Source organism: Nocardia sp. NPDC058480 (assembly GCF_042720495.1).
GTDB lineage: Bacteria > Actinomycetota > Actinomycetes > Mycobacteriales > Mycobacteriaceae > Nocardia.
In genome coordinates this window covers 141,706-159,403 of record NZ_JBHXMN010000007.1, presented here as the reverse complement: position 1 = coordinate 159,403, position 17,698 = coordinate 141,706, and the positions used below count along the sequence as shown (strand labels likewise).

The 17,698-nt window shown below is 67.0% G+C and carries 17 protein-coding genes; 10 read left to right on the top strand and 7 right to left on the bottom strand.

Features of this window, described 5'->3' with window-relative positions:
• Positions 1 to 63: 63 nt before the first annotated feature.
• Positions 64 to 543, bottom strand: a complete 480-nt coding sequence (locus tag ACFWO8_RS19010; protein WP_378952523.1) for a DNA-directed RNA polymerase subunit beta — start codon at positions 541 to 543, stop codon at positions 64 to 66.
• Positions 540 to 695, bottom strand: coding sequence for a hypothetical protein (locus ACFWO8_RS19005; RefSeq protein ID WP_378952520.1), 156 nt, complete (start codon positions 693 to 695; stop codon positions 540 to 542). Before ACFWO8_RS19005 ends, ACFWO8_RS19010 begins: the two co-directional genes overlap by 4 nt.
• A gap of 371 nt (positions 696 to 1,066) precedes the next feature.
• Here ACFWO8_RS19005 and ACFWO8_RS19000 point away from each other — a divergent pair, with 371 nt between their 5' ends.
• Positions 1,067 to 2,359 (top strand): hypothetical protein, encoded by a 1,293-nt coding sequence (locus ACFWO8_RS19000; protein WP_378952517.1) that lies wholly within the window; start codon positions 1,067 to 1,069, stop codon positions 2,357 to 2,359.
• On the opposite strand, the gene ACFWO8_RS18995 is transcribed toward ACFWO8_RS19000, so the two are convergent.
• The 4 genes from ACFWO8_RS18995 to ACFWO8_RS18980 all read right to left on the bottom strand — a co-directional run bounded on the left by ACFWO8_RS18995 (position 2,350) and on the right by ACFWO8_RS18980 (position 5,416).
• Positions 2,350 to 2,748 carry a hypothetical protein gene (locus tag ACFWO8_RS18995; protein ID WP_378952514.1) on the bottom strand — a complete coding sequence of 133 codons (399 nt, stop codon included), beginning with the start codon at positions 2,746 to 2,748 and terminating at the stop codon, positions 2,350 to 2,352. The two genes, ACFWO8_RS19000 and ACFWO8_RS18995, sit on opposite strands and share 10 nt — an antisense overlap.
• 101 nt (positions 2,749 to 2,849) lie before the next feature.
• Complete coding sequence (locus ACFWO8_RS18990; protein WP_378952511.1) at positions 2,850 to 3,200, bottom strand: Lsr2 family protein; 351 nt, start codon at positions 3,198 to 3,200, stop codon at positions 2,850 to 2,852.
• Positions 3,201 to 3,603: 403 nt separating this feature from the next.
• A complete protein-coding gene (locus ACFWO8_RS18985) occupies positions 3,604 to 4,392 on the bottom strand; it encodes a hypothetical protein (protein WP_378952508.1) in 789 nt (262 codons plus the stop codon).
• A 181-nt stretch (positions 4,393 to 4,573) separates the two neighbouring features.
• Complete coding sequence (locus ACFWO8_RS18980; protein WP_378952505.1) at positions 4,574 to 5,416, bottom strand: helix-turn-helix domain-containing protein; 843 nt, start codon at positions 5,414 to 5,416, stop codon at positions 4,574 to 4,576.
• 755 nt (positions 5,417 to 6,171) lie between these two features.
• On the opposite strand from ACFWO8_RS18980, the gene ACFWO8_RS18975 reads away from it, so the two are divergent.
• From ACFWO8_RS18975 to ACFWO8_RS18935, 9 genes are all read left to right on the top strand, one after another.
• Positions 6,172 to 6,960, top strand: coding sequence for a hypothetical protein (locus tag ACFWO8_RS18975; RefSeq protein ID WP_378952502.1), 789 nt, complete (start codon positions 6,172 to 6,174; stop codon positions 6,958 to 6,960).
• Complete coding sequence (locus tag ACFWO8_RS18970; RefSeq protein WP_378952500.1) at positions 6,957 to 8,195, top strand: cutinase family protein; 1,239 nt, start codon at positions 6,957 to 6,959, stop codon at positions 8,193 to 8,195. Before ACFWO8_RS18975 ends, ACFWO8_RS18970 begins: the two co-directional genes overlap by 4 nt.
• Positions 8,192 to 9,331 carry a lipase family protein gene (locus tag ACFWO8_RS18965; protein ID WP_378952497.1) on the top strand — a complete coding sequence of 380 codons (1,140 nt, stop codon included), beginning with the start codon at positions 8,192 to 8,194 and terminating at the stop codon, positions 9,329 to 9,331. The genes ACFWO8_RS18970 and ACFWO8_RS18965 overlap by 4 nt, the downstream gene beginning before the upstream one ends.
• A gap of 84 nt (positions 9,332 to 9,415) precedes the next feature.
• Positions 9,416 to 10,159: a hypothetical protein gene (locus ACFWO8_RS18960; protein WP_378952494.1), complete on the top strand. Its 744-nt coding sequence runs from the start codon at positions 9,416 to 9,418 to the stop codon at positions 10,157 to 10,159.
• A gap of 3 nt (positions 10,160 to 10,162) precedes the next feature.
• On the top strand, positions 10,163 to 11,953 hold the full coding sequence (locus tag ACFWO8_RS18955; RefSeq protein WP_378952491.1) for a BTAD domain-containing putative transcriptional regulator: 1,791 nt from the start codon (positions 10,163 to 10,165) through the stop codon (positions 11,951 to 11,953).
• 738 nt (positions 11,954 to 12,691) lie between these two features.
• Complete coding sequence (locus tag ACFWO8_RS18950) at positions 12,692 to 13,876, top strand: AAA family ATPase (protein WP_378952488.1); 1,185 nt, start codon at positions 12,692 to 12,694, stop codon at positions 13,874 to 13,876.
• Between the two features lie 59 nt (positions 13,877 to 13,935).
• Positions 13,936 to 14,232 carry a hypothetical protein gene (locus ACFWO8_RS18945; RefSeq protein ID WP_378952485.1) on the top strand — a complete coding sequence of 99 codons (297 nt, stop codon included), beginning with the start codon at positions 13,936 to 13,938 and terminating at the stop codon, positions 14,230 to 14,232.
• Positions 14,233 to 14,265: 33 nt separating this feature from the next.
• A complete protein-coding gene (locus tag ACFWO8_RS18940) occupies positions 14,266 to 16,029 on the top strand; it encodes a hypothetical protein (RefSeq protein ID WP_378952482.1) in 1,764 nt (587 codons plus the stop codon).
• A gap of 127 nt (positions 16,030 to 16,156) precedes the next feature.
• Positions 16,157 to 16,474, top strand: a complete 318-nt coding sequence (locus tag ACFWO8_RS18935) for a hypothetical protein (protein WP_378952479.1) — start codon at positions 16,157 to 16,159, stop codon at positions 16,472 to 16,474.
• Positions 16,475 to 16,830: 356 nt separating this feature from the next.
• Here the strand turns inward: ACFWO8_RS18935 and ACFWO8_RS18930 are convergent, their stop codons facing one another.
• Positions 16,831 to 17,649 (bottom strand): APH(3'') family aminoglycoside O-phosphotransferase, encoded by an 819-nt coding sequence (locus ACFWO8_RS18930; RefSeq protein WP_378952476.1) that lies wholly within the window; start codon positions 17,647 to 17,649, stop codon positions 16,831 to 16,833.
• Positions 17,650 to 17,698 lie beyond the last annotated feature (49 nt).

Genomic DNA, 17,698 nt, shown 5'->3' with positions numbered 1-17,698 from the left:
GTCCCAATTGGATGGTGAGGCCGATGTCGGGTTCGTCGGGGCGCGGTGATCGCTCGCCGCTGTTCATCGTTGGCTCTGCGGAGTCAAACACGAGCGCGCGCAGGCGATCACGACCTCGCCCGAGGGCCGGAACGCGCTGATCGCTGGAGATACCCAGGTGCGGACCATCAACGAGTCCGGAATCGGGGAGGGCAACGCGATGTCACCTTCGCGGATCACCACGACCCGGGCTTTCAATAATCGGGCGATCTCGACGGGGTCTTTGATCGGCCGGATATCGGACCTGGTCAAGAAGGTCCACATATCGGCGCGAGGGTGGCCGACGATCGGCAACGGTGCGATACCGCGCAGGTCGAGGATGGTTTTGACACGGTGGGCGATCTCGGTCGGCATCATGACCGCGCCGACCAGCCCAGCTCGCATCGTGATGCGCCCGGTGGCCGGGTCGATCACGGTGGGCAGGGAGCACACGCGCCGGTAGAACTCGCACCGTGAACGAGGGGTTTCGGAGTAGGGCGGGCCGGAGGAATCGAGAGGCGTCATCGGCGGTCCTCGGGCCGGGCGACCGTTGGTGGCTCGTCGATCGTCGGGGTGATCCACCCAGCGGTGGTCATGGCGTCGAGAATCTCGGATAGCTCGGTGCGTGTCGAGTCGGGGGTGTAGGTGTCGTCAGAATGGTTGTGGCCGTGGTTCATCCGCGTGTGCTCCATTGGCCGCGGTGGTTGGCCCACGCGAGGTTATTGGTCAAGAGCCCATCGGTGGCTCGGCGCATGTCTCGCACTGGCCGGCCGGTCCGTCGTGCCAGAGTCTCGAGGGTGAGAAGCGCGCCTGGCGCCAAGACGTCGAGCACCAGGCGCTCGACATCGGTGAGTGTGGCGGAATGTCTCATCTCAGGCCCTCCCATGGGATTTGCGGAAACTCCTCGGGCAGTTGCGCTTTGGGTTCCAGCAGCAGGTTCTGGGTTCATATCGTGGCCCGATCACCGCATCGGCAGGAACCGCACAGTGGTGGCATACTGGGGGCGTATCGCGTGAAATTCCCAGGTCAGGTCCTAATTTCGGGAGCGGTGATGGTACGAGGGCGGAGCTGGACCGGCTTCGAAGCGGTGGCGCTGCAGGAAGCGATGCGTCAGTCGAACCGCCAGTTCGCGGGCTTGCTGGGCGTGGAGACAACGACGATCAACAACTGGCGCTCGAGACTCGGCGCGGTGAAACTCCGACCCGAAACCCAGGCGATCCTGGACACGACGTACGCGCGCCACGCGACCCCGGACGACAGGGAACGGTTCGCGCAGATTGTGTTGGAAGGTGAGGATGCGTGGCGCGAGCGCTCCGGGAGGGGCTACCGATCTGTGCCGACCGGGTCACTGGGAAACGCCTCGACAATCAGCGGCGGTGTTTCGCACGAGTCGGCGTCATCAGGGGCAGAACCCCATGGTGGATCGGTTCGGACTGCTATCCGAGTCGGAGCGGCCGATGTCGAACGAATTAACCAGAGCATCAACAGGATTCATGAACTGCAACTGCTTGCTGGTGGAGATCGGCTGTGCGAGATCGCGGCAAACGAAGTGCGCTATGTCGAGCAGCTGCTCGATGGGGGAAGCTACAGCGACAAGGTAGGCATGGCCCTTACCAGCGCCGCCGCCGAGATGATGACAGCGGCGGGATGGGTGCACTACGACGCTAGGCGGTGGAAGGAGGCGAAACGCTATTACGCCGACGCGGTGCAAGCTGCTACCGCCAGCGGCGACGGCATCGCCACATCTCACGCCTGGATCAACACATGCCTGTTGTCGTATCGGGAAGGCTCGCGGCCGCAGGAAGGAGTGCGGCTCGCGCAAGCAGCTCAGCACGCCGCCAAGCGGGAAGGTGGACCGAAACTGCGGGCCTTGGCAGCGATTCGAGAGGCCGAGGCGCACAGCGTAATCGGCGACCGCTCTGCGATGGTCAGGGCTGTCAAACGGGCCCGCCGAGCATTTGAATCGGACAGAGGCCACGATCCCGCCTACCTCGCCCACCTTTCGGAAGCGCAGCTCGGCGGGCTGACCGGTCTGGCATTCATGCGGGTCAGTGATCACGACCAAGCGGCGAGGCATCTGCGGTCCGCCATCGACGGCTCGTCGGCCTACCCACGTGAACGGACTGCCTGGCAGATCCGTCTAGCTCAGAACAGTGTTAGGAACGAGGATTTCGCCGATGGCTGCGGTCTGCTCGTCGAGAACTTCACCGAGATCAGCGACGTCGCTTCGGCTCGGCTGCAGACAACTCTTACCGGCATTGCCGCGGCTTTGGGGGCTCAACATGGAGTGCAAGAAGTGCGCGAGTTCTTGGACTTGTGGGCTGACCGGGCTCAAGACTGAGTACCGAGTAGCTCCGCGACGCGTGACCTCAACCCCTCGTAGCGACGTCTTGTGTTCTCATAGGACAAGCAGTAGTCGCGAGTTGCGGGGAAACCCTTGGTTTTCGGGGTCGGCGGAGAAAATTGGGTGCGTTCCGGGAACTGTGCTGCAGTGAGATCGTGTGGGCGTCCGTCGATGACGTTGAAGTAATGCGAGACGGTTCTTCCGCCGGGCAAGGTGGCGATCGTGTTGACGATATCGCCACCCAGGTAGTCCTGAACCACGCATGCCGTCACCGCGCACTGCCCCTTGGAAGGGTTGCTGGCCGTCCAGTCGCTCGCCGCGCTCGTCTCTGCTGACCAGGCGGCCTCGACGGCCCGGCGGAGGGATTCGAGCGCGACGCCGTGCATAGGGCCATGGTAGCTGTCAGGGGAGACACCCGCCGTAGTCCTCTCGCTGCTCAGTCGCGCTCGATCCTTCAGCGGCGCGCTGTCCTGGCTGGTCGCGTGAGTTATGCAGACGCTGCATCATAGGCGGCGATGATTTCGGAGGAGATCCTGCCCCGGCTGGACACGTTGTGGCCGTTTTCGCCCGCCCACATCCGGATCGCTGCGAGATCGTTCCGACGAGAGGGGGTCCCCGCGATCACTGCGACGGAGGACCGGCGGCTGGTGGACTTGATGCGTCCGACGCGGCGGGCGTAGGGCAGCCACTGGTCGAATGTTTCGCGCAGTTTGGTCGCGTTGGCGTCGGACAGGTCGATTTCGTAAGCTGCGCCGTCGATTTCGAAGTTGACGGTATCTTCGGCAACTGAGATGCCGTCGAAGTCGTCGACGAGGGTGACAACTACCTTGCGCGCCATAGCTCTGCGTCCTGTTCGTTTGTGTCCGGAAAGGCCTGTTGACAACCCTAATGGCCGATCAGTGCGGTGCGAAATTATCGGCCCGGGTTCGCGTGGCATGGACTCAGACGTTCGTCACCGCCGACCAGCCTTCGGGGCTAGCTGTCGTGATGGTGCACGGTGGTGGCGTGACCGGAGAGGAAGGCGGGTTCTTCGCCAGGCTCGCAGACGGCCTCGCCATCGCTGACATAGCTACGCTGCGTTTCGATCTTGGATTCGAATCGAAATCAGATACAGCTGTTCACTCTTCGATGTCTCATCATCAGGCATGTCGTAGCAGAGAGTGATTGCGAGGTGAGATCGTTGGGTGTTCGTATGGGGGATCTCACCTCGCGGGCAGCATTGATCGCTGTCGTAAGGGTTCTCAGCAAGCAATCGCGGGTGTGCTGTAGAGGCCGTGGACGACGAGGACTTCCGAGCACGCCCCGTACTCGTTGATTTCGAGGTTGAGCGCGAGCGGTTTGCTGGTACCGGATATGCGCAGGTACATCGGTGTCGCGCGAGGCCAGTCGTAGGTGACTTGCATCGGGGTGCCGTCCCAGGCGCTGCGGAAGGCGATGTCTTGTCGCAGCGTCAGGAACAGCTCTTTTGCCCGGGGATCGTCGCGGTAGCGGGCCAGCACTGTGCGCAGGTTACGTGCGAGGCCGAGTAGTTCGCCGTGCCAGCCGTAGACACGGTCGCGGGCGGCGGGGGTCAGCATCCAGCGAATGATGTTGTAGTCGGCCTGGTCTAGGCCGGGCATCATCCAGTGGAGTACCTCGTTGCCCATCAGGACGGTCTGGAGTGGGTCTACGTATCCGCCGAGGATCTCGTGCTGGTCGAGAACGTCGAGGTGGTCTTGGACCCGGTGGGCGGTGAGGCGGCGGCGTAGTTCGTCGGTGGAAACGAGAGGGCGGGAGGGTTGCAGCAGGTCTTCCAGGTGCCGCCGTTGCGCGGGACTGAGGCCGTGGAACCGGACGAGTTTGTCGAACACCTTGGGGCCGGGAATCTGGCGTTGCCAGATGAGCTGGTTGAGGCGAGAAATGCTGATTCCAGCCTTCAGGGCGATGGATTCGCGGGATAGGTTGCGGTAGTGGCGCAAGTACTCCACCGAGTCGTGGAAGTCGGGCATCCCGGGTAGCAAGGGCGGGTTGAACCAGGCCGGGCGGATCATGTCAGTGGCCTCGCATCGGCGGCGGGATGAGCACGATACGGACCTCGCACGGGGCGCAAGGTCCGGGTTCTGCATCGCGATGATTGGCGTTGGCGGGGAGGGCGGACATGGCGTGCTCCTAGGTCGGTGTTCGGTTGTCCCGCCGCGTGTTCGGTGAGACGGTTGTGTTCTGCAGGGTGTGTCAGAACTGGGTCGGTGGGTCACGGGGGTCGCGGTAGCCGATGAAGAATCGCAGCTCAGGGGTGTCAAGGTGTGTACGAACTCTGGCACCGAGATGGATCCGGACGGAGTACCGATTCCCGGTGTCGGGCTCGCGGAGCTGGAGGGGTTCCTCGGTCGGGTAGCCGTAGGCAACCTCGAGCTTGGTGTTCCACAGCTCGGTGAAAGTGTGTGAACCGCAGAGCTTCTGAAACAGCGCCTGCGCTTGTGGGTTTTCGCGGTGGATGCCGAACGCAGCGCGCAGGGACGCGACCAGGTAGGCAGCGGCGGCATCCCAGTGCACGACAAGGGGTTCAGCGGTGTGTGTGGTGGTGCCGGGGTGGAAGAACCACAAGGCGGCGTTGTCGTCGTAGCGATCAATACCGGGCAATTCGGAGCGAAATCGTTTGTTGGCGTGGACCAACGACCACAAGGGGTCGATGTACGCGCCGACGAGTCCGCGCTCGTCGAGCCCGCTCAGTGTTGTGAGGTGCTCGCGAGCGCTGTGATGGGTGCGCGGCTCCTCGACCGGGGTCAGCGGTACAGGGTCCTGGGCGAGGTCGCGGGTGTGGCGGGCTTGGGCCGTATCCAGGCCGTAGGTGGTGATCATCTGCTCGAGCACCGGCAGGGTGCACGGCGCGGTGCCGTACTCGATCTTCCGCAGCAGCTCGTAGCTGATGGTGAGCAGGCCGGCCGCCTCGGGCCGGGAGAGTTCGCGGTCCTCGCGGACCCTGCGCACCCATCGGCCAAGGTCAGGTAGCTCGGATTCGAGGTGGTGACCTCGGCCTCGCCGCGGGTCGTTGGTCGGTGGGTTCCTCCGGTTCATGTCAAGCCCCTCCTACTACAGTCTTCCGTTTCTCCTTCCCCGTCGGTTACGTTGAAGGGTTAACTCCCCCCGGAGTTGATTAATTCGTACCAGAAACTGACCGGTCCGGCCACAGATCATTCGCTTTGACCTCGCTGACAATTAGCTACCACTCTCCGCCTCGGGGCGGCGAGGTATTTTCAGTACCCTTTCGGTGGGGGGACAGGCCCCGGAAAATTTCCTGTCTGACACTTTATTTACCACTTTCGACGATCGACGCAGGTCACCCCCTGTTGGCCGGGTGGTAACAAAATCGGCAGCAAAACATTTACCAGTCGAAGGGGTAGCGCTGCACTGGTTTTCGTGGCTGTGATGGTGAGGTACGCCAACCTCTTCCGAAAGGGAAATCATGGATCTCTACACGGTTTTGTCGGTGCTCAGTGCTGGTGCGTCGCTGGTCTCGAATGCGCTGGCGATCGCGGTGCAGGTGCTGCCGTTCTTCTGATCGGTCAGCTGGTTCTCACTGACTAGAAGAATCGAGAGCCCGGCTCTCCCGGCTGCGATCCGCAGCCGGGAGACACGGGAATTTGTCGCAAATTCGCGCAATTCCTAGTCTTTTCCCTGGTCTTTTTCCACCTTCGATCGAAGGGTTATTTGTCATGCCCAAAAATGGGAATACATCGCGGGTCGCTGTCGCGCTGTCGGGGCAGGTCTGCCACCGAGCCCGCAGCCCTCGTCTGCCCTACGGAGGGCGGCTGCTGTGGAGTGGCCGCATAGTGGCCGCTGGTGCTGTGCCGGTGCTGATGATGCTGGCCACCCAGCCCGCGAGCGCGATGGCACCGCTGGCCCCGATCGCGGACCAGCCCGGCGTCACAGCTCCCGCACAACCCGGAACTCAGGCTCCCGCACCGCCTCCGGCCCCGGAGCCTGAGCCGCCGGTGTATGTCGAGCAGCCACCCGAGGTCCGCAACGGCCCGTCCCCCCGTCCGGCTCCCTCGCCCGAGCCCGCGCCGCCGGTGTACGTGCTCGAGCTGCACACTCCGGTGCCGGTGGAACCGGTCGCGCCGATCGAGCCGCCGCCGGACACGATCCGGATCGGGACGGCTGAATTCGCAGACCCGGAGTGGCTGCCGCCGGAGGTCGGCGACACGATCAATACCGTCGCCGCCGACCTGGAAGCCCAAGCCGCGACATTCCTGGACTCGGTCGGGCTCCCGGCCGGACGTTCTGATCGGGTGGCCGGGGCCACGGTCGCCGGTGCCGGGGCCGGTGGCGCGATCGGCGGCACGATAACCGGTGCCCCGGCCGCAGCGGCGGGCGCGGCGGTGGGCGCGCTGGCAGGCGGCACGATCGGCGGAATCGCCGGGGCCGCAATCGGAACCGTGGTAGCGATCCCGGTCATCGGGACGATTACCTCCGGCGTGGCCGGTACGGCACTGGGTGCGGCGGCCGGGGCGGTCGCGGGCGCGCTGGTGGCCGGTATGCCAGCTGCGGCCGTGGGCGCGATGGTCGGCGGCACGGTCGGTGCTGGCTTCGGTGCGGGCGCAGGGGTGGGCCAGCCATGACCGCCAGCCGTGTCCTCACCGCAGCCGTTCTGGCCACCTTCGCCGGTAGCCTCTGCGCGCCGGGCACCGGTGTCGCGCAACCGTCTCCGGCGGGGCCGAGCTGCCCGGCGCTGTGGGTGCTCGGGGTGCAGGGCACCAGCGAGTCCTCGCCGGGCACCTCTGAGACGGTTGACAGCGGGATGCTCGGGCAGCTGCTCGGCCCGGTGGTGGCTGCCGCACCACATCTGGTGGCACGCAGCTACATCGGCTATCCAGCCTCGTTCGGCGGTGCGGTCGGCACCGGTGGCGGGACCGACCCCTACGCAGTGTCGGCGGGCGCGGGCCTGGCCGGGCTCACCGATACTGCTGGGCGGATCGCTGCCGACTGCCCCGGCACTGCCCTGGCTGCTGTCGGGTACTCCCAAGGCGCGCAGGTGGTTTCGTCTTTCGCTCAGTCTGTCGGGGCCGGGGAAGGCCCCGTCGATCCTGGACGGGTCGCCGGGATCGCGCTGTTCTCCGATCCGCAACGCGCGCCGGGATCGCCGGTGATCCCCGGCCGCCCCGGACAACTGACACCGGACCCGGCCCCCGGCACGAGCGGGGCAGCGGTATCGCAAGTGGCGATCACCACCGCGTCCGCCTCTGGTGGCGGGATCGCCACGAACTCGGGCGTCGACTACGGCTCGTTGACCGGCCGGGTTGCCGATATCTGTGTCGAGGGTGACCTCAGCTGTTCGGCACCCGATCGCGCCGCGCTGTTACGGATGTCGGCCCAGCTAGCCGCCCAGGCGGACTTGCGTGACCCGATCGCTGCGCTCGGCTCGATCCAGGCGCTGTTGTCCTCCACACTCGGTGACGCCTGGACGACCGTGGTGAACAACGACTTCCAGATCGGCCCCGGGTTCGTCGACTATGTGCCCGCGGCGAGTCTGGCCCAGCGGCTCACCGACGCTGCGGACTCGCGCACACCTGCCCCGGGCCCTGCGGACAATGCCGCCGCGTCAGCGAAGTGGGCGCAGATCACCGCCATGGTGGCTGCAAACCCGTTCACCCAGTTGCCCAACCTCGCCGCGCGCTTGTCAGGGGCGTGGGGCCAGTTGGTCGCCGACAATGCCGATCTGCTCGATCCGACGGTGTTGCTGCGCTATGCCGATACCTCTTCCCGCCACACCAGCTATTACGCGACCGGGCAGCTCGCCAGCTCGGTCGCGTGGATGACCGCCCTCGCCTACGACCTCGCCGGGAGATACCAGTGAAATTCAGCGACTTCTACCAAACACCGATCCTGCGTGACGGTGCCCGGCCCGGCGACCTGGTCCGCACCAGGCCCGTATTCGCCTCCCAACTCGCCGGGGCAGCCGGGGCCTGGCAGGTCATCTACGTCACCACCGGCTCACGCGGGCAACTGCTGCCCGCCTCGGCGATCGTGCTGATCCCCGAAGCCACCGCCGAGCCCGGCAAGACCGCGATCCTGATGTACTGCCCACCTTTTCGCGGGCTCGCGGGAGTGTGCGCGCCCTCGCAACTCCTCTCCACCGGCACCGAACCCGACACCTACGCGATCGAAGCGGCGTTGGATCGAGGGTGGGTGGTGGCGATCCCCGATGGGCAAGGACTCGGCGTCGGCACCGGACCCCACACCTTCCTCGCCGCCCGAGACGGTGCCAGGGCCGTGCTCGATCTCGCGCGGGCTGTGTATCGGGGTGCGAACCTCGATCTGCCCGTCGCTCCGGTCGTGGCCTGGGGATACGCCGACGGCGGGCGGGTCGTCGCGGCTGCGGGGGAACTGCAGCCGTGGTACGCACCCGAGGTGGACCTGCGCGGGATTGCCGCCGGGGCCGTCGTCTCCGACTTCGTCGCGGTCGCATCAGCGATCAGCGAGGGCGCCGGCGCGGGACTGGGACTGCCCGCGCTGATCGGGCTCGCCCGTGCCTATGACCAGCTCCCGCTGCGTCACGTGCTCAGCGAGGCCGGGGTGCAAGCTGTCGCTGAGGCGCAACAGCTCACCGGTGTCGAACTGCGAGAACGGTTTCCGCAACCATTGGCGCATTGGACCAAAGGTGCGGACCCTTGGAACGATCACTGGTGGCGGCGGGTGCTGGCGCTCGAAACCCTGGGCCACACCAAACCGCCGATGCCGCTGCACCTCTATCACGGCGAGCTCGACCTCGTCGTGCCCGTGCGCGCTGGTCGACGCACCCTCATCGCCTACCGGCAACGCGGCACGCTCGTGTCCTGGCGTGAATACGAGGCCGATCACCGCTCCACCGCCCACCTCGCGGTCAGCGATGTCCTCGCCCGGCTCGGCGAGGACCTCACGAATCGGCCGGCTACCTCGCCCACCCCGACACAGCCCGAGAGCGAGCACAGCGAGCACACGAGCCGCCCATGACCCCTCCGGGGAACCTGCCCGCGCCCCCACCCCCCTCCGGGGTGCGGGCAGGCCCCGGAGCCTCACCGATCCGAGGCGAGCTGAATGGCGAGGTACCCCCACAATCCACCCGATGAAGGCGACGCCGAAGCATGGGTCGAGCTACCCGACTCCCAACCCGACCTCCGCAACATTGCTGGCCAGTACACCGGCCCCGACGTCGACGAACCCGACCAGTCGCCCTCGCCCGAGGACGACTGGCTCGTCGCACTCGGTGACCCTCCCGGCACGGCCGCCATCGACACGATGTCTGGATGGTGGACCGGCATTCGATTCCGGATGCCGGTCGGAGCCTGGGCCGCCCTAGCGGCCACCGTCGCCCTGCTGGCCGGTGTCTTGGCGTTCGGGACCGGCGACACCGGAGATACCGGCCAGCAGGTGCAGGCCACCGCCGCACCGCCGAGCCCGACCACGACGGCACAGGGTCCCTGCGCCGGGCTCTCGGGCACGGTGGTCACCGACCGCGCCGGAGACTCGAGCACTGTGGAAGGGCTGATCGCCTCGTTCGAAGCGGCCTACTACATCGATCGCGATGCTGGGAAGGCGACGGGACTGCTCGGGCCCGAGACCGGCATCACCTCCGAGGCCCTCGCTGCGGGTATCGCCAGCATCCCAGCGGGCACGCGGCACTGCGTGGCGATCACCCCGATCACCCCGAGCACAGCGAACGTTCACATCGCCGAGCTGCACCCGGACCGCAAACGCATCGACTACCTCCAGCTGATCAACACACGCCCCGCCGACACCGGCACCGCGCTGCTGATCTCCAACTTCCAGAAACGGGGATAGGGCATGAAACCAGGCTCACAGGCGCCACTACTGATCGCCGTCGCCGGACTGAGCCCCCGCGCCGGAACCACCACGACCACCGTCGCCCTCGCCCACACCTGGCCCGGCCCGGAAACCGCCCTGATCGTGGAAGCCGACCCGTTGGGTGAGCAGCTCGCCGAAATAGTCGGCGCGGACCCGTATCTCGGGCTGGCGAGCCTGGCCCGCAGGACCCACCCCGGCGAACCCATCACCCCGGACATCCTGGCGCGGCATGTGCAGCGATTACCCGGCGGCGAAGCGCTGCTTGCCACGCCACCACACCACGACCCCACGCGAGCCCATCCAGCCGCCGAATTGCTCACTGATCCACATGGCAGCTGGCGGGCATTCGGAGCGACCGTGTTCGCCGATTGCGGTGTGCCCGAGCCAGATTCGACCGCGCATCCGGTCATCGCTGCTGCCGATGCCTGCCTGTTCGTGGTGCGCGCCGAGCACATCGACCCCGAGCCTGCCGCGCAACGCATCCTCGATCTCACCCGCCGCAGACGGCCCCGAGGAATCGTGCTCATCGGTGCCAACCGCGACTATGCCGCCGCGATCGGGTTTCCGGTCCTGGGTACCTTGCCCGCCTCGCGCGCCGCTTCCCAGGCGCTCCTGAATGGCCGCCGCGCACGGCGGCACCTGATCTCACCCGCTCGCCTCATCGTCAGCGACGTGGAAATCCAGCTTCGCGCCAATGGCCGCGACCGCCTCGCCCAGCCGTACATGCCCCGCGCTGCCCGCCAGAACCGCCCGAGCCGTCGTGACGACGGCGGGCCGAGGATTTACAGCATCGACGGTGGACCTGTGCCCGCATCGCGACCTCGGCCGCCGGAGCCTGTGCTGGTGGAACCGGCCGAGCCGAGCACGCCGCCAACGGCTTCTGACCCTGTGCTCATCGAAGTGGCCGAGGATGCCGGCCAACCCCGCGAGGGCGACCTCGCCGCGGCACCGGAGCCCGGCCTTGACCTCGAGACCGAGATTGCGGACTCCGCACCGTTGTCGATGCCGACACAGGCTGAGCCTGCGCTGCGGTTGCGGGTGTTCGGGCCCACCCGGATCTTCTGGCGCAAGCCCGAAACTGGTGAGAGCGTGGAGATCACTTCGCAGTTGCAGCCGCGTATCCGCGAGTTGGTGACCGTGCTCGCTCTACATCCTGAGGGACTCTCACGGGAACAGTTGATCGAGCTGTTGTGGAGCCAGCGGCCCAAGGACAGGGGAGGCAGCGCGCTCGCCAACACAGTGAGCCGCCTGCGTGCCGCGATCACCGCCGCGACCGGTGGGCAGATCACCAGCGTCCTCGCCGACGACAGGCTCCAGCTGTCGGACCTGCTGGGAGTCGACTACTGGGACTTCACCAGCGCGGTCGCTGCGCGCCGCCGCGCGAGCAACGACGCCGAGCAGGCCGACGCCGCCCGCCGGATCGCGGCCCTGGCCACCAGCGAACTGGCCAGTGACCTCACCGACACCTGGGTCGAAGCGCTGCGCGAATCAGCGCGGCGCACCTCCCTGAACGCGTTGAGCTGGTTGGCCATCCGGAACACCGAAAACGACCCCCGCGCCACCTTGGGAATTCTCGAGACAACTGTCGAGAACGACCCCTACAACGAATCGGTCTGGCAAGACATTCTCCGGCTCCATGCCCGCCTCGGCGAAAAGGCCGCACTTACCCGCACCTACACACTCCTGACCCACACACTCGCCGAGATCGGCCAGAATCCGAGTCTCGAAACCCGCCAGCTCCTCGAACGTCTCCGCCACGCCCCGAAATAGATAGACATAGGCCGGGTGTTCCCGTTTCGCCGTCGATCGATTAACGTGGTGATCGCATTTACCGCTATTCCGAAAATGGCGGAAATGGCGGGTTGCGACAATCATGAAACTCTATCAGAGTTGTTGAAATGGCCAGGTTTCCGCTGTGGCGAATTCTGTCAATTTCAGGATTGGATATTCTGCCGCCTGGGTGGCTCGATGAAAATCAATCGGTGCATCGTTCGATGGTGAGGTTCCGTGCCCTACTCGGTGGGCGGATCAAAACGACCCACCCGTGCCCGGCAGGCTGGCAGGTGGGAGGCGGTTTATCCGGGCGGATAGCAGCCGGGATTGTCTATACACAAAGCTGTATAGACATGCGTCGCCGGTCCGTCCATGCCTGTCTTCGGCATCCGGTTCGTGTCCTGCTCCCGCTGATCCATTCCGATTCCTTCCCCCGCTTTCTCATTCTTCCTTTATCGCTTGATTCCTTTCCGCTCATTTGGTCGGGCGCTCGTCGTCGCGCCTAAGCATTGCCGTGCGCATTGCATATCCGTATTGCACTGCCGGGCTCGCCGTTGTCCGGAAGAATTCCGGGAAATTCGCGCACTTTTGGGGTTGCGAGCCTGTTCGAGGTCGAGCTAGCGTCGAACCGTCCCCGGAATTCGCCGGGAAATTCGCAGAAATCCGAATGGCGGCCACGCCGCACCTGTGCCGGAAACAGTGCACGAATTCGGAACTGATTTTCCAGGAGTTGCAATGCCCACCACACCCGCCACCGCCACCACTGCACCGGCCGCCGGTCGTCTGCCCAACGGGGAATTGCGGCGCATGGTCGCCGCTGCACTGGCCGCCGACCCGGGCCGCGACATGTCGCCCCGTGAAATCGCCAACGGGCTCAACCGGTCCTCCGGGGCAGTCGGCAACGCCCTCGAGGCGCTGACCGCCGCCGGGTACGCCGACCGCACATCGGCCACACCCCGCCGCTACCGCGCCAATGCCGACACCGCCGCCGCTGCCACCGCCCCGGCCCCGGCAACCCCGGCGGCGGGTACGGCGGCGAAACCGGCCACGCGCCGCCCCCGGGCACCGAAAGCGGCCAAACCGGCCCCGGTCACTGCCGCCGCCCCGGCTGCCCCGGCGCGCACGGGTAACACGGTGGCTCGTCCGAACGGGCAGGACTACCACGTGCGCCAGCTGGCCGGACGCGCTGATGTGGATGTGTTGGTGACGATGCGCGCGGCCGAGGTGCCGGTCCTGCTGTACGGGCCGCCCGGAACGGGCAAGACCTCGCTCATCGAGGCCGCCTACGGGGACCTGCTGACCGTGCAGGGCGACGGGGACACCACGGTCGCCGATCTCGTGGGGGAATACACCCAAAAGTCGGATGGCACTTTCGTTTTCGTGCACGGGCCCATGGTCCGGGCTATGCGTGAGGGTCGGGTGCTGTTCATCGACGACGCGACCCTCATCCCGCCGACCGTGCTCTCGGCGGTGTACCCCGCGATGGACGGGCGCAAAGAGATCGTGATCAAAGCCAACGGTGGCGAGGTCATCACCGCCGAGCCCGGCTTTTTCGTGGTGGCAGGCCATAACCCCGGCGTGCACGGGGCCATCCTGTCGGACGCGCTCGCCTCGCGGTTCGCGTTCCAGGTGCAGGTGGGCAGCGACTACGACCTCGCCGCCCAGCTCGAGGTGGAACGGCGCGCGGTGAAAGTAGCCCGCGAGCTGGCTGCCCGGCAGGCCAAAGGCGAGGTCGGGTGGGCACCGCAGCTGCGCGAGCTGCTCGCGTTCCGCAAGATCGCCGCCGCCACCGATCAGGCCACCGCCCTGGCCAACCTCGTCGGGGCCGCGCCGGAAGAGGACCGCGATGTCGTGGCCGCCGTGGTGAAAACCGTGTGCGGCCGTAGCCACGAGCCCCTGTCGCTGGGCCCCCGTTTCTGACCTGCCAACCCGCCTCAATCCACCACCACCGCCACTGATCCCGGGAAAGGACCCCCGACATGACCGAACGCACCCTCACCGAGGCCCTCGCGATTCACGACTACATCGTCGCCGTGCGCGACCTGCGCGACGAGCTGGCCGTGCTGGCCCGACAGACAGAACACGCGCAACTCAACCTCGCCGCCGGACTACAGCTGCAGGACCCACCTCGCGGCGAACGGGTCTCGATGGCGATCAGCAAGGTCACCGCCCTCGCGCCGATCGCCCGGCGCGCGATCGGTGACGAGGCGCGATTCCTTGCCCTACACGCGAACCCGGACACGTTCGAACCGATGCCCCAGCGCCCTCGACGCTGACTACCCGCCCGCCCACGAAAGGCACTGCCCGCCATGACCGGCCACATGATCACCGCACCAGCCCCCGCCGCCACGACAACACCCCCGCCCCCGGCCACGCCGACCAGCCCCCCGGCTACTGCCGCCACGCCCACCTCGGCCTCGGTGCCTGTCACCGGTGGATGGGCCACGCTCTCGGCGGCGATGACCGCCGAGGTTCCCTCGATCGCTGACAGGGACGACCTGACCGTCACCATCGCCCCGGGTGCCGCGTTCGGGCACCCGGCGGCGTTCGTGCCGAGCTGGGGTGCCATCGAGATCGATGGCACCCGCCTCACCATCGACCCCGCCACTGCCCGCCCGGAACGCACCAGCGACCGCAACCGGTACCCGGCGGTGTGGGGCGCTCTGGTCCACGAGTGCGCCCACGCCCAACACTCGGTGTGGACCGCGCCGCCGGTAGCGCACCCCGGGGTCCTCGAGGCCGCGACGCTACTCGAGGAATCGCGCATCGAGGCCGCCCAGATACGCCGCCGCCCCGACGACCGGCATTGGTTGCGTGCCTGCACCACCGAGATCGTGATCGGCGACAACGGCGGCACGATCGCCGCCGCCCAGATTCCCCCGGTGCCCTACCACGCGGCTCGCAACGCCGCCCTCATCCTGGCCCGGTTGGACGGCGGGATCCTCGACGCTGGCGAGTGCGCGCCCGCCGCCACCGCGATCGAGGCCATCCTTGGCACCGACACCCTCGAGAAATTGCGGGCGATCTGGCGCGAGGCCCACACCGTGGCCGACACCGACGCCGCCGCCATGCTCGAACTCGGGGCGCGCTGGCTCGACCTGGTAGGCCCCGACCCCCACGCCGACCCCGAACCGTCCTCGCCACTGGGGGCCGCGATCGGTGACACCGTGACCAACATCGGCAAGGCGGTCGCTGCCGCCCCGGTAGCGCCCGACCCTGCCGAGTTCGCCGAGGCCGCCCGGCAGGTTGCCGAGCAAGAGGCGAAAGACGCTGCCGCGCAAGCGCGAAAGGTGTTCGGTGCCGGGGCGGGCCGGGCCCGGACCGCGAGCAGGCAACGGACCCGCGAGGCCCGCGCGGAAGAGCACACCGCCGCCCGGGTGCTGGCCCGCGCCCTCAACACCGCCGCCACCCGCGAACGGGCCACGGTGAAAACGACCTCCGCGCTACCGCCGGGCCGGTTGCGGATGCGCGGCGCGCTCGCACGTGAGGCCCAACGCGCGGCCGGAGCGATGCCGACCGCCGAACCGTTCACCCGCACCACACGCAAAACCGTTCCACTGCCGCCGTTGCAAGTCGGTATCGCCTGCGACGTGTCCTCTTCGATGGGCGACTACGCGGGCCCAGTGGCCTCGGCCGCGTGGATCATCGCCCGCGCGGCGGAACTGGCGACCATGCCCGCTACGACCGCGACCGTGACGTTCGGGGCCTCGGTCAAACCGATCACCTACCCGGGCACCGCACCCGCACGAGTTACCGAATTCAGTTGCCCGGATGGCTACCACGCCCTCGACATCGCGGTAGAGGCCCTCAACGGTGCCCTCGATCTGGCCTACCCGGGCGCGACCCGGCTGTTGGTCATCATCTCCGATGGCCACTACACCGGCAGCGAACGACGCCGCGCCCAGCAACACCTCGACAAGCTACGCGCCGCCCGGTGCGCGGTGCTGTGGCTCGCACCGGCCGACAGCAACCCGAACCCCCTCAAAGGGGCGAACATGCACCTGGTCACTGACCCGGCCACTACCGCCGCCGCCATCGGTCGCGCCGCCACCGCCGCTGTACGCGCCACCTAGCCCCTGTGTTGCCCCGGGTGCGAAACCGCGCCCGGGGCAACAGGACCGGGACCGCCACACACCAGCGGCCCCGACTGTTCGCCCGAACACCACCCCGCCCGCACGGGCACCGACGACAGGACACGACATGACGAGCAATGCCCACCCGATCCCCACCACGGCCGCACTCGACACCCTCTACGCCGCCGCCAACCCCGTCACCGGCGACCAGTTCGTCATCTACGCCCCCGGCCCGCACGACGAACGCGGCATGTACACCGTCGCGCACGTGACCGGCAGCACGGACCGGCTCGCCGTTCCGCGCGTTCACCTCGTGCACCCCGACGACATCGCCGCCTACGCCACCGGTGCGGTGAACCGGCTGCGGGACAGCCACGCCGGGCACGCGGTGAGCGTGTGGCTCGACCGCACCACCGGCGGACTGCACGAGCGCCTGACTCGATGAACCCGCTAGCGACACAACAGAGCCCGATACCGAACCGCGAACAGAAGACATTCATGCGCGAGATGAAGAACACCCAGAGTCACGATGAGGAGGGCGTGATCAAACCCGGAGCCAAAGTCAGCGGCAACGACTATGTGTTGGTGAGGCTGCGCGATAGCGAGGACCCCTACGGCCGGATCCTGCTGGTGGGCAACCCCTCCCGCTGCAACCACGGCTACGCCATCTGTGTCGAGTGTGCTGAGAGCTGGGAACTCGACCACCTCGTGCACTACGACCTGACCGGCGGCGGGCGACGGTTACGCGAGGCCCTCGACGTACAGCCTACCGAGGCCACCCGGTCCGCCGAGGCCGTCTTCTCATCCCCAGGTGAGGGGGTCCAGGTGAAGGTAGAAGTTCGAGCGGTCACGGTCCAGGACGAGGCCGTACCTCTGCGCGAACGCCGTGTCCGCAGCCAACGCCCGCTCCTCGTTCCCCCAGGTTTCACGCGCATTGGCGAGCAGCAGTGCCAGATCGGCATAGCGATCGGCGGTCCCGAGGCGGCCGAGGTCGATGAATCCGGACACCTTCAGTGTTTCCGGGTCCACAACGATGTTGGGCAGGCACAGGTCTCCGTGACAAACGACTGTGTCCAAGGCCTCCTGAGCCAGCATCCGCGCGATCTCGGGTTCGAGGCTGGCTAGTAGTTCCTCGGGTGGGGTGTGCTGCTGCTCGACGGGAAGGAACTCCGGGTTCACGGCATGTCGGCCGACGACGTCACGCGCCACGGGGACCATCGTGGCCAAACCTCGGTCGAACAGGCACCGTTCCGCCGGAAGCTCGTGCAGCCCGCGCACCGCGTCCGCGATGTGTCCCCAGGCCGCGCCCAGGTCCGCAACCGGTAGCTGATCCGCGGAAACACCGGAGACTGCACTGGTCACCAGTACTGCCCCCGCCTCGCCGGAGTGCCAGTCGAGCACCCGTGGACCTGACACGCCTTGGTCGGTCAGCCACTCGACCCGGTCGTGCTCTGCCTTCAACAGGGCGGCCTCTGCGGCCGGCACGCATTTGGCGTATCGGGTGAGGTCCTCGTCGCGAAGGACTGTGGCGCCCGACTCACCTGTTGTGACAGGTGACCAGTCTTCGGTGCTGTATCCCGCACTCGCCAGTATTGTTCGCAGGTCGCGTGCACCATTCATTCCGGCCACTGTAGCCAACCCACACCCGCGCTTGTCGGCCACGCAGGCG